Raw genomic sequence first — 12,853 nt, 5'->3', positions numbered from 1 at the left:
CATCAAAGCGATTCAACCAAAAGTAGTTAGTCTTAGTTTACTTTATTTTTCAGGAAAAATAAACCCTAAAAGAATAATATGTTTGTCAAAGACAAACATATTATTTTGCGATTTCCTGAGCGCGAACTTCACGAATCACATTTACTTTTATCTGTCCTGGATACGTTAATTCCGCTTCAATTCTTTCACGAATTTCACGTGCAATTTTTGTACAATTAAAATCATCTACCTGATCTGGATGAACTAATACACGAATTTCACGACCTGCCTGGATTGCAAATGCGCTTTGTACACCTTCATGTTCATTGGCAATCTTTTCAAGATTTTCCAGACGATCAATATATGCCTGCGCACTTTCTTTACGAGCTCCTGGACGAGCAGCGGAAATAGTATCGGCTGCAATAACCAGATGACTTGTCAAAAATTTTGCTTCTACATCACCATGGTGAGATTGAATCGCATTTAAGACAATTTCTTTTTCTCCATGTTTTTTACAGAATTTATAACCCAGTTCCACATGTGAACCATCCTGTTCAATGTTTAAGGCTTTTCCAATATCATGAAGCAATCCAGCACGTTTTGCCAATTGCTGATTTAAGCCCAGTTCAGCAGCTAAAGCCCCTGAAATATAAGCCACTTCCATTGAATGCTGTAAAGCATTCTGTCCATAGGAATAACGATATTTTAACGTTCCGATCAAACGAACGATATCGCGATCGATTCTTCCAATTCCCAGTTTAAAAATGGCGTCTTCTCCTGCTTTCTGAATTTCCTGATCGATTTCCGTCTGGTATTTTTTAACCACTTCTTCAATACGACCTGGCTGAATTCTTCCATCATGAATCAGATGTTCCAAAGCTAATCGAGCCACTTCACGACGAACTGGATTAAAGCAGGTAATGGTGATCACATCTGGTGTATCATCAATATTCAATTCCACTCCCGTTGCCGTTTCAAAAGCACGAATGTTACGACCTTCTCGACCAATAATACGTCCCTTCATTTCTTCACTTGGAATGGAAACAACACTTACGGTACGTTCCTGTGTTTCCTGCTGTGCCATTCTTTCAATGGCTAAGGCTATGATATTCTGTGCCTTTTCTTTTGCACTGGCTTTTGCTTCCTCTTCTTTATCTTTGATATAAGCAATTGTCTCGTGCTCCATTTTCTTTTCAACAACCGCAAACAGTTCCTTCTTGGCATCCTGGCTGCTCATTTTCGCCACACCTTCCAGAACGACGATCTGTTGATCAATCTGTTCCTGTAATTTCTTTTCTTTTGCGTCTAAAGATGACAGTTTATCAGCAACTTTCTGCATTTTATCATTCATCTGGCGCTCTTTCTGCATTAAAGCCTCTTCACGGAAATTCAAGCTATCTTCTCTACGAATCAACTTATTTTCAAAATTCATTGCTTCCTGTTTTTTCTCTTTAATTTCCTTTTCTGCTTCAACACGCAATTCATGCGCCTGTGTTTTACCATCCAATACAGCCTGTTTAATTTTCGCATCGGCATCCATTTGCGCATCCCGCAAAATCTTTTCCGCTTTTTGCTGATCTTTATTTAATCCTGCTTTTGAAACCAAAAACATTATCACAATCCCAAAGGCAAGACCTGCTATCAAAGACAAGAAGATGATTACACCACTTTGCATTTCAAAATCCTCCTATCTTGTACACGGTATAAACCTTATTTATTATACATAAAAACCCTTGTAAAGTCTATTATCATAACAATTGAAAATAAAAAATCCTTTGATTCTGTCTAAACACAACCAAAGGATCAATCCTTACATTTGAAAATATTTCAAAATTTCTTCTTCACTTGTCAATAAAGTAATGGATTCTCCCTTTGATACCAGTTCTCTGGCTTTTGTCTCTTTTGAGCCTGCATCCACACCAATCAATACCGCTGTTGTTTTTTTAGAAACCGAAGAAGAAACCTTTCCACCTTTTTTCTCAATGATATCCTGATAATATTTTCTTGGATGTTCTAAAGTTCCGGTAATCACAAATGTTTTTCCTTTTAATTCTTCACTATGAATTTCAATATCTTTGCATTTGACTCCCCGTTTTTTTAATGTCTGAATCCATTCTAATACATGTGGATTGTGGACAAAATCCACAATATTCTGTGCAATGATTTCACCAATGTCTTCCATATCCAGTAATTCCTGCATCGTACAATTCATAAAATCATCCAAAGTATGATATCTTTGTGCCAGATCTTTAGCTGTTTTCTTTCCTACTTCTGGAATGGAAAGTCCATAAATAAACTGCCACAATTCTGGATTCTTTGTATTTTCAATTGAATTTAATAAATTATCCACTTTCTTCTTTCCAAATTTGGGAAGAGCTTCCAATTGTTCTCGATATTCTTTTAATTGATAAATGGAAGGCAGATCGCTCAATAAATTTTCTTCAAATAATACATCCACTATTGCTTTCCCTAAGCCTACAATGTTTAAAGCATCCCTGGATGCATAATGTACAATTTTTCCTTTGATCTGCGCTTTACAGGCAGGATTGACACAATATAGTAAAGGATAAAGCACTTTTATCTTTTCATGACACACCGGACAATATTCTGGCTGATGAAAGCTTTCTTCAAAACCATCCAGATCCAGTCCTTCATTGTGTTTCTTTACTTCAATCACACGAGGAATCACATCGTTGCTTCGTTCAATGACAATATCATCGTTCCACTGCAGATCCATCTGTTTCATATAATCAATATTATTCAACGTTGCTCTGGTAATTTTTGTACCCCCTAAAGATACTTCCTTAAACTGTGCGACCGGAGTAATACGACCGGATTTTCCAGTCTGCCAGATGACTTTTTCAATGCGAGTGACTTCCTGTAATGGTTTAAATTTATACGCAAATGCCCATTTCGGTCCTTTAATGGACATCCCTATTTCATTTCTTAAACCAAAATCGTTTACTTTAATGACTAAACCATCACATACTGCCTGTGGATATTCTTTTTTCGCATCCATTAATACATTAAATCCATCCACCTGCTGAATATACCCATCTAAACTGGACTCCACAATCTGTTTTAACTGTTCCCAGTTATCGGCAATCCGTACTGGTACACTTTGAAAATCATGTGATTTTAAATAGTCTATAAATTCACTGTCATTTGAAAAAGGAAGGGAAGAAACCCCAACATCGTAAAATAAAACCTGTACACCTTTTCCCTTTACATCCTTGGCATCAATCTGTCTCATGATTCCACTGACCGCATTTCTAGGATTGGAATAATCTTCCATTAAATGTTTCTTAAAATAATCAAACGGAATAATGGCTTCTCCTCGAACTTCCAATTCCACTCCTTCTTCTAGTTCTTTGGGATACTTTGTCTGTGTCACTTTAAAATTATCTGTAATAAGATCTCCAATATATCCATTTCCTCTGGTAGCCGCATTGACAAATTTCCCATTCTCATAATTTATATTACAAGTAATCCCATCCAGTTTTGGTTCTACAATAACCTGAGGACTTCCACATTTAATATAAAAATCCATCAGTTCACTAATTTCTTTTGCCTTACGATCAATGCTTAATAAAGGGGATTTATGTCTGAATTTTTCTAACCCCGTACTTTTTCCAGCTTCTTTTCCCGCCCCTACTGTTCTTGTAGGAGAATCCTCCATTAAAGCATATTCAGGAAATTCTTTTTCCAAAGCCACATATTCATCATATAAACGATCGTATTGTGCATCGGATATTTCCGATTGTCCCCATTCATAATATTGTTCATCATATTTTTTAATTAACGCTTTTAAATCATCAATTCTAGCCATATTTTTTCTCCATAACTTCAATTATCATATCATAATTTTTATGATATGATAAACAAGGTGATAAAATGAAAACAGTGAATATAAATTTAGAAAATCAGAATATACTGGTCATAGGTGGAGGAAAAAAAGCCTATGAAATGGGAAAACAATTTGAAAATGTAAAATATCTTTCTCCCAATTTTATTGATGAAATTGAAGAAGAAAAACGTATATATAAACATTATGAAAAAGAAGACATTAAAGACTATTTTTTGATCATTGCTGCTTCTGTAAAAAATGAATTAAATCATCAGATCGTTCAGGATTGTAAAGAACAGTTAAAATGTTGTGCATCTATTATTAACGATGATAATGTATCCATTTCTTTTTTACATGAATACAATGAAAAATATCTTCAGTTAGGATACCAGACACATCATACAACCAATACATATTATGAAATCTTTGATACAGAATTTAAAAATATCTATAAAAAACATGAACCTGTTTTACAGGATCTGGAATATATATTTTCTTACTTAACCACTCATTTTGAAAAATATGCACAAAGACAGGAAATCATAAATACAATTTTAGAAAAAGATTCTACATTGATTCATACTGTTGTTGAATTAATGAAATCCGATGTAAAACAGTTATTCTGTTTTAAAGGAAATAAAACCATTAAAAATATAGATATTGTCGATACTTTCTTTAAAACATGTGAAAATAAATACCCTTATATGTTTAAAGATCGTGAAGTGGAACAATTATGTGATCTATTAGAATTAAATATTGATTTTATAGATGTATCTTTAGATTGTTTCAGCTTAGATGAAATACGAGATATGATGAAACATACACCTTATTATTTTTATATATTTGACTGTGATATATCTAAACTAAGAGAAAAGAAAAGAAGATGTGCTATCCCTTATCAGATCAATGAAACTATACCAGATATAAATAAAAAAACATGTCTATTTACTTTATTAAATGAAGACATTGATGTATCTATCTTTAGAAATCTAGATTTAGACTTAAAATGTTTACTTCAGCAGGGTTTCTTTATTCCATTATTAAAAGAGAAATTAAACATAAAATAAGGCTTTTCAGCCTTATTTTGATTTATTTCTTCTAATAATGAATAGGGACGTAAACGAAGAAAGGAATAGAGACAAATATAATAAGAAAGAAGAAATAAATCCCGTTTTCACTTCTTTTTTAGTATTCTTTTTCGTTTCTGTTTTTGTATTTTCTGTGTTATCTTTCTTTTCAACAATAACTTTTCTTGTTTTTGTACAGATGGCTCCATTTGAATCTACTACTTTGTAGATCACTTTGTATTCTCCCACTTTGGAAGTATCTACATCATTCTCCACTATTTCAATAGAAACCGTTAAATCTCCATCTTCTGCATCCATTGCCTTTACATCTTTTAATGGATCAAATGAATCCTTTTCTTTTAGGACAATATCTTTACATTCAATGACAGGAATCGAATTTAAAGAAACCCATTGAATGGAATATGGAATGTTGTTTTCTTTTAAAGTCTGTTCGGTTTCTGTACCAAATTTTACTAGAATCGTATCAATTCCCTTTAAAGCATTCGTTCCAATATACGTAATATGATCTGGTAATACAATTTCTTTCAAACCTGTAGAAGTAAAAGCTAAAGGATTGATTGTTTTTAAGGTAGAAGGCAAACTAATATTTGTCATTTGCTTACAATTATTGAAAGCATTTCTTCCAATAGAAGTCACTCCTTCTGGGATGATAACTTCTTTTAGATTTGTATAGGCAAAAGCCCTTTCTCCAATGGTTTTTAAAGTAGAAGGTAAAGTTACCTTTGATAAATTCTTACATAACGCAAAGGCTTCTTTGTCTAAAACAGTAACCCCTTCTGGGATAACGACGCTCTCTATATTTTCATCTCCATAAAAAGCATTGTATATTTCAGTAACCGGTTTTCCATCAATTGTAGATGGAATCTGGACGTCTTTATCCGTTCCAATATATTCATCAATTAAAATGGTACCATCTTCTTTTGTCTTATATTGAAAAGAACCAGATACACCTATACAAGTTAAAGTAAATTCAGCCTGTGCAGGAGAGGTCATATCTTCATTTTTTCCTGTACATGTAGCAATCACTTTTAATGTTCCTTCTTTTTTGATGGTTACCACTCCATTTGAATCAATGCTTCCAATCTCTTCATTATCCACTGACCAGATTACATCATGAACAGTACTTTCAAAACTATAAGAATTGACATAGAACTGCGCTGTATTTCCCTGTACAATTTCTTTATTTTTTCCTGTGACTGTTTTTGAGTCTGTTGTGATGGAAATAGAAGTTGGATATTTCACTTTCACTTCGATTTTTTTAGAAGTCAATGTCTTATAAGTGGTTGATTCAGGATTGGCATATAAAGTAATGCCAGAAAAAGCATTGGTTCCAACATAAGAAATGTTGTCTGGTAGAGTTAATGAAGACAGTTTTGTTCCATTAAACGCATTGGCTCCTACTGAAGTTAAAGAAGCAGGTAAGGAAACACTGGTTAAGCTGGCACATTTACTAAAAGCTTCATTTCCAATACTGATTACTCCATTTGGAATGGTTACACTGATTAAAGCGGTAGACCAGAAAGCTCTTTTTCCTATGGTTTTTACAGTCGATGGAATGGATACCTTACTTAAAGCTGTACAGGCATTAAACGCATAATCTGAAATTTGAGTAACCCCATAAGGGATGGTAACAGAAGTAATGGATTTGGCATTGTTGCTAAAGGCAAAGGCATACGATCCAATACTTTTTACTGGCATTCCATTAATAGTAGATGGAATAACGATATTTGTATCGCTTCCTAAATATTTTTCAATTGTGATAGTTCCATTATCGATTTTATACTGATAATTATCTGCAATCCCTTTTACATAGAATGAGAAGGTTGCCGTTGCAGGTGAAGTCATATCCGGATTCTTTCCAACACAGGTAGCTGTAATGGTTACATTCCCTGCACCAACAGCCGTAATAACCCCTTCCGAGTTTACAGTAGCAACATTTGTATCTGAACTTGACCAGATAACATTTTTATCAGTCACATTAGACGGTGCATATCCATTGACTTTAATAGTAGCTGTATCTCCCTGAACCATAAAAGATTTAACACTCGATAATAAAGTAATGGAAGTTGGATATACTTCGTCGCTTAACAATTGGATTTCATTTTCTATAGGCATAGATTCAACTGTCTGTGACTCTACTTCTATTTCTTCCTGTAATTCACCGACAGGTTGTTCCTGCGAATCAACAACAGATTCTTCCTGTACAGGCTCCTGAGCACTTACAGGTAAAGCCTGTGTTAAAGTCAAACCTGTCACGAATAAAGTTGTAAACACTTTTTTCTTCATTTTAACTTTTTTCTTCATTTTACATCCTCCTAATCAAGTCAACTCTACATTAACAAAATATTGTAAAAAGAGGATTGAATAGAAGTAAAAGTATTGAAAAAATTAGATTTATCAAAATCTACTTTTTAAAGTTTATGTAATAATTTCGTATCTCATCTGATGCCATAGAACATTTCCATGAGTAGATGATGAAATTCCTTCATCCACAAATCCAAATTCTGAATAAAAAGGAATCAAGTGTTCTTTACAAGTTAATACAATTCCTTTTCCTTTAAAATTTTTGATTAGCTCATTCATTACCATAGAAGCATATCCATGATGTTGATGTTTGTACGGTGTATCTACACCAAAAATCATCAACCAGTCTCCATTTTTTACACAATACTTTCCTTCATACATTTCATCTTTTAAATCTTTTTCATTTGAATACATTCCATTTATAAAAGATAATATTTCATGTTCTTCCTCTAATAAAAGAAAGAATCCATTTTCAATTCTATGTTTTAACGAATTAAAACTCGCTGCTTCATTTTCCGGAAAACATTCTTTTTCAATTTCATAAACTCGATTTAAATCATTTATATCTGCATACCTAAACATCATAAAAACATTTTATAAATTTTTCCTTTACAAGTAAACCTCTTTTCGTTATAATATTTAAGCACATGGCGGTTGTGGTGAAGTGGTTAACACAGCGGTTTGTGGCACCGTCATTCGCGCGTTCGACTCGCGTCAGCCGCCCCATATGCCAATAACTCTCGAAAGAGAGTTTTTTTATTTAAAAAAAACTGTAATGAAATTCAATCATTACAGTTATTTCTTTTTAGACCATACCAGTACAATCAGAATGCACAGAATCAATACAATTGATATTCCATATAAGAACATATGATACCAGTCAATTGAAGACTCTTCTTCTGATTCTTCTTTTTCAAGATAAGGATCCTCAAATGTTTCATCACAGATCTTACCAATCAGTAACGTTCTTCCATTTGTGGAATCCGAACACGTAGATAAAACAACCAGTCGTTTCGCATCTTCTATATCAAAAGACTGAATACTTAACGGTTCTATCGTTTCAATATAAGTATTGGCATCACTGGCATGTATGTTGTATACACTTGAATCATACGCATCCGCTTTGATCAGCATAAAAAATTCAAGTCCATAATTCTTTCCATCTACATACAGATTTCCATATCGATGTTCCTTAAAGTAGTCTTCCTTCTCATAATGATCCAGTCCTCCAAACATCTTATCCTTTTCCATATGATGTCCATAGATTATATTAACCGTATCCCTCATATCTTTAGAATTATTACAGTCCAGAAACAATGCCCCAGATAAAGAAAAGTTTCCTTCATAGTCTGTATTGATATATTTCTGATTGTTTTCACCCTGTACTAAAGGATAATCGATTTCGGTTCCATATAAAGTAATCCATCCATATACATCTGGATTGATCTTTATTAATTCTTCAAATGATTTCGTATCTTCCTTTTCAGGCTTATACGTTTCATATACACTTGGACTGGCCTTTGTATAGATATGATTGTTGTCCCATATCGAATACCCACTGAACAGAACACACAATATAAAAAAGAGTAGTACCGCGATATTCACGGTACTATCTATCATAGAAACAATCTTTCTTAATAAAGATATCTTTCTATCTTTTCTCTTCATTATTTCTTAGAACGTTTTTTACTGGCTGCCAATACGACCAATCCAGCTCCAGATGCTCCTAACAATGCGATATATGGCATATTGTTTACAATGACACCTGTATTAATGGCACCATCTTTATCATTTGTATATGTAATTTCCTCAGCTTCATCATCGTTTACAATACCAGTTGCTACATCAGTATTATCTTTCAATTGATCGGCACCATCCACTGTAGTAGTATATCCATATTTATCTGCTTCAGCTTCAGTAATTTCATATTCTGTACCTGCTGGTAAGCCATTAATTGTTATTGTTTGATTATCAGATAATTTAATATTTTGTACAGTCGCAACTTTCTTAGTAACAGTTTTTTCACCTTCAGTTGTTTGTACATCCTCAAAATTAAATGTATATTCTGATTCACCTACACTTGCTGTAATTGAATTTATAGTTTGACCTGCTAGTTTTTCGGGTAAAGTTAATTTAATTGTAAAATTAAATTTAGCTGTTTTGTCACCACCTAAACCTTCTACTTCTTTAGTTAAAGTTAAACTTGAATTTTCAGCGTATTCGTTTGTAAATTCAATATTTTCTACTTTAGCATCACTTCCCTTAGCTTTAATTTCTGATACTTGAATTCCTTCATTATCTGTAACCTTAACATATACATTCCATTCTTTTGAATCTTTGGATGAAGTTCCATTTTGCTCATTTTTTGAAACAGCAGTTTCTTTAACTTCATAAATGTAAACACCAGGAATAGTGTTTGCTTTTGCAGTAAATGTAATAGTTTGTTTAGTAGTTGCATTCATATAGTTTGTATTCGTAACTTGACTACCTGGGTTATCAGAATCAACTACTACATTTAATTTATTATCGTATGCTGCTGTAGGAAAAATAGATTTATTATTTTCAGTACAAACTGTTAGATCACCTGGCTCACTAACTCCATCTTTCGTTATTGTATAAGTATAATAGGATTTCGGAGTAACTGTATATGTATAAGTCTCATTTATCGTACTTATACCCTTTGCAAAATTTAAATTTTTTGTGACATCTATTGTATTGCTACTAGGTGATGGTGTTACAGCATCTGGATTTTCATCAGCCAACACCGGACTCACTGCTGTAGCTAAAGCTAAAGCACCAGCCATTAATATCGGTTTAATATTTTTCTTAAACATAATTAATTCTTTCCTTTCTTTTTACAGGTTCCTTCTTCTGCATATCAGCATTACGGAACCTTTGATATCTGACCTTTTTACAGGTCCAAATATCCTTCCATCCTGGGCATTGTCCCGATTGTCCGCCATCAGAAACACTTCATCTTTCTTCAGCGTTACCGGAAATTCGATTCCCTCCTTATAAGGATACGTTTTGGTAAATACATGACTTTCCTGTTGAACGAAGCCGTTTACCATTAGCTGTCCATCCTCATTGATATCCACTGTATCACCTTCAACAGCAACGACTCTTCTTACGATCGTTCGATCTTTGTACTTCATCACAACCGTATCATTGGATACATAGGTCCTGTCCAGCCTGTAATACAGGACCAGGTCCCCTTCACAGAAGGCAGGGGACATCGAGTCATCTGGATTTGCTATAAATCCAAAGCAGAATCCAAACAATACAGAAAATACAATGATAAGAAGTCCAATCTTTATACCCAGTTCCTTTATTTCCTGTTTCAAAGCTAACCTTTGATTCATGAATCTTTTCCTTTTTATTTTTCTTGTTTATTCACATAAACAATACTGATAGAATTAAATTGAAATATTTATATACAAGGTATTCTTGTCTTAAATATTTCGAGTTCAATGTAGAGTAAGTTATTAACCTGAGAAATTATTCAACTTACTCTACATTTTTAATTGTCTTTTTTTCTTTAGAACGAATGCGATAGCTGCAATTTCAACTACGATGGAACCAATTAATCCAAGTCCTTTTGGAGTGTTATCAATAATTCCAGTTAGTGGTACGGTATCTTTAGTATTTGTAATTGTGATCAAATTGTTATCTTTATCAACAGTTACAGAAATGATTTTATCTCCTAGTTCTTTATTTCCCTCTACTGTTATATTTGAGGAATCACTACTTGTTTCTGATGATCCTGATGAATTTGTATAAGTTGCTATTGTTTCGTAACCTGCAACATCTTTTTCAACAATTGTTAATTCAGCACCCAAAGGTATATTCCTTAATATTGTTCCTGAATTGTCTGAACCATCTGAATTAATATCAGTCAAAGAAAAATCCCCATCTACTGTATTATTTCCAACCTTATAGGAATAAGTGAAGTTGAATGTTTCATTGTGATTTCCAAAATCACCTTTAACATCTTTCTTTACAGTTATATCTTGTGTAGCTCTTTCAAATTTTGCATAGTAAGTTGCGGGTTGCCATTCACCACTAGGTGATTTGTTGATTCCACTTAAAATTGTTCCATTTAATGTTGCTTCTTCTGAGACTAGGGTCTCACATGATTGATCACTGTACCATCCTACAAATTTATAATTTTCTGCTGGTGTTGCCGTAGAACCAGCTACATCTCCAATAACGTTTACTGTTTCTGGGTTGTTGCTAACAGTTCCATTCCCCGATGCAACAACATAATTAATTGTTACAGTTTTTGGCACATATTTCGCATAAAAATATGTATTTTCAGATATTTCTATTGGAAAATTCACTTTATTTTCACGTGCTTCATCAGTATACCAGCCGTCAAACCTATATTTATTTTCGCCATCCACTTTGTCTTCATAATTATTCTTTGTTCCGTTTACTATCGCTACACCATTTCCCTTCAGATAATCTGTAGCTTCTTTCCATTCATATGAAGTACTTCCTGGTTCCATTACAAAAAATGTAGCAGTCACAATATCATTTACTTTGATTTCTACAGTACAGTCAACATGTTTATCTGGAGCTGTATTATTATTTTGTGAAATCTTATAGGGATGTAAAATAATACTTTGTATATCACCTATGTTGATTTCCTTATGTAAATTATGACTCACTGAATCTCTATATGCATTAAATATTGCCATCCAATGAGAATCGGAATTTTCGTTTCTAGTAAGAGTATAACTTCCATCAGCATTTTGTTCCCCTAAATCATCATTAGTAGGCCAAGTAAGCACTCGTTTGGGTGTTGTTGATATAAAACAGTTTTTATCTTTTCCTTCTTCATCTTTTATCCATTTTATACCTTCTGTATTAATTGTCCCAACACCTAAACGTTTTCCCCATTGATCCGTATCGTTAGAATCTGGTTTTGATGTTGGTGTTTTTAAATAATAAAACGCAACCTCATTGTCTCCATAAACATAGACATTGTATACACGACGTTGCTCACCAAAAATTGTATATGTTACTTTAACTGGTTGTCCATTACTGGATTTTATACATTTAATATATCCAGAAGAATCAACAGTAACTATATCAGGATGATTAGATGACCAATCTCCGAAAAGAACATAACCAGCAATGTATCCTTTATCTCTAACATTCATTTCGATATCCTTTTCAGATGGGTTATCGTAAGTTGTTCCTTCACCAGATATTTTATAATTGCTCATTGTCTCTTCAGATAAGGATTCATCCTCATTTGAATCAGAATCGAAACTGTTGGCATCCTCATTAGAAAACTCTGAACTTTCATCTGTATTTAATTCACCAGTCGTCTCCTCAGTCTGACCCTCCTCATTCGCAAACGTAAAAGAAGCTTTTTGTACAAGTCCTACAACCATAAAACAAGCTACCAGACATGGAATTAACCATTTTACTATTCTTTTCATATTTCTCCTCCTTTCTTTCAGATATATCTAAAAAGATATAATCTTGAAGTGAACCCCAAAAGTGATATGTACCCAATATTCTGGACATACGTTAATTTGAATTGAGTTTAACACATGGATGTTTCTCTGTATACAACAGGAGGCATCCATTTTGTTTTGGATTGAATTCTTTTGTTGTTATAGTA

General features: G+C 33.4%; 9 protein-coding genes and 1 tRNA gene. 2 read left to right on the top strand and 8 right to left on the bottom strand.

Annotated elements, in window-relative coordinates:
- Positions 1 to 100 precede the first annotated feature (100 nt).
- Entirely contained in the window at positions 101 to 1,654 is a 1,554-nt protein-coding gene (gene rny, locus FYJ50_RS08060; protein WP_154460850.1) for a ribonuclease Y, read from the bottom strand.
- Positions 1,655 to 1,789: 135 nt separating this feature from the next.
- On the bottom strand, positions 1,790 to 3,808 hold the full coding sequence (gene ligA, locus FYJ50_RS08055) for an NAD-dependent DNA ligase LigA (RefSeq protein WP_154460848.1): 2,019 nt from the start codon (positions 3,806 to 3,808) through the stop codon (positions 1,790 to 1,792).
- Between the two features lie 65 nt (positions 3,809 to 3,873).
- Here ligA and FYJ50_RS08050 point away from each other — a divergent pair, with 65 nt between their 5' ends.
- Positions 3,874 to 4,893, top strand: coding sequence for an NAD(P)-dependent oxidoreductase (locus FYJ50_RS08050; RefSeq protein WP_154460846.1), 1,020 nt, complete (start codon positions 3,874 to 3,876; stop codon positions 4,891 to 4,893).
- Positions 4,894 to 4,905: 12 nt separating this feature from the next.
- Here FYJ50_RS08050 and FYJ50_RS08045 read toward each other — a convergent pair whose 3' ends face one another.
- Together FYJ50_RS08045 and FYJ50_RS08040 are read right to left on the bottom strand one after the other, a co-directional pair.
- Positions 4,906 to 7,218: a leucine-rich repeat protein gene (locus FYJ50_RS08045; protein WP_154460844.1), complete on the bottom strand. Its 2,313-nt coding sequence runs from the start codon at positions 7,216 to 7,218 to the stop codon at positions 4,906 to 4,908.
- Between the two features lie 114 nt (positions 7,219 to 7,332).
- Positions 7,333 to 7,803 carry a GNAT family N-acetyltransferase gene (locus FYJ50_RS08040; protein ID WP_235900952.1) on the bottom strand — a complete coding sequence of 157 codons (471 nt, stop codon included), beginning with the start codon at positions 7,801 to 7,803 and terminating at the stop codon, positions 7,333 to 7,335.
- A gap of 65 nt (positions 7,804 to 7,868) precedes the next feature.
- Between FYJ50_RS08040 and FYJ50_RS08035 the strand changes: the two genes are divergently transcribed.
- Positions 7,869 to 7,944, top strand: a tRNA-His gene (locus FYJ50_RS08035).
- 69 nt (positions 7,945 to 8,013) lie between these two features.
- Here the strand turns inward: FYJ50_RS08035 and srtB are convergent.
- The 4 genes from srtB to FYJ50_RS08015 all read right to left on the bottom strand — a co-directional run bounded on the left by srtB (position 8,014) and on the right by FYJ50_RS08015 (position 12,668).
- Positions 8,014 to 8,838: a class B sortase gene (gene srtB / locus FYJ50_RS08030; protein ID WP_205946482.1), complete on the bottom strand. Its 825-nt coding sequence runs from the start codon at positions 8,836 to 8,838 to the stop codon at positions 8,014 to 8,016.
- 47 nt (positions 8,839 to 8,885) lie between these two features.
- Complete coding sequence (locus tag FYJ50_RS08025; RefSeq protein ID WP_154460840.1) at positions 8,886 to 10,052, bottom strand: DUF7601 domain-containing protein; 1,167 nt, start codon at positions 10,050 to 10,052, stop codon at positions 8,886 to 8,888.
- A 21-nt stretch (positions 10,053 to 10,073) separates the two neighbouring features.
- Positions 10,074 to 10,580 (bottom strand): signal peptidase I, encoded by a 507-nt coding sequence (gene lepB, locus FYJ50_RS08020; protein ID WP_154460282.1) that lies wholly within the window; start codon positions 10,578 to 10,580, stop codon positions 10,074 to 10,076.
- A gap of 150 nt (positions 10,581 to 10,730) precedes the next feature.
- A complete protein-coding gene (locus FYJ50_RS08015; RefSeq protein ID WP_154460838.1) occupies positions 10,731 to 12,668 on the bottom strand; it encodes an InlB B-repeat-containing protein in 1,938 nt (645 codons plus the stop codon).
- Between the last annotated feature and the right edge of the window lie 185 nt (positions 12,669 to 12,853).

It is taken from the genome of Floccifex porci (assembly GCF_009696175.1).
Taxonomy (GTDB): Bacteria; Bacillota_I; Bacilli_A; order Erysipelotrichales; family Erysipelotrichaceae; genus Floccifex; species Floccifex porci.
The sequence above is the reverse complement of the archived record's forward strand: the minus strand, read 5'-3'. Positions and strand labels throughout refer to the sequence as shown.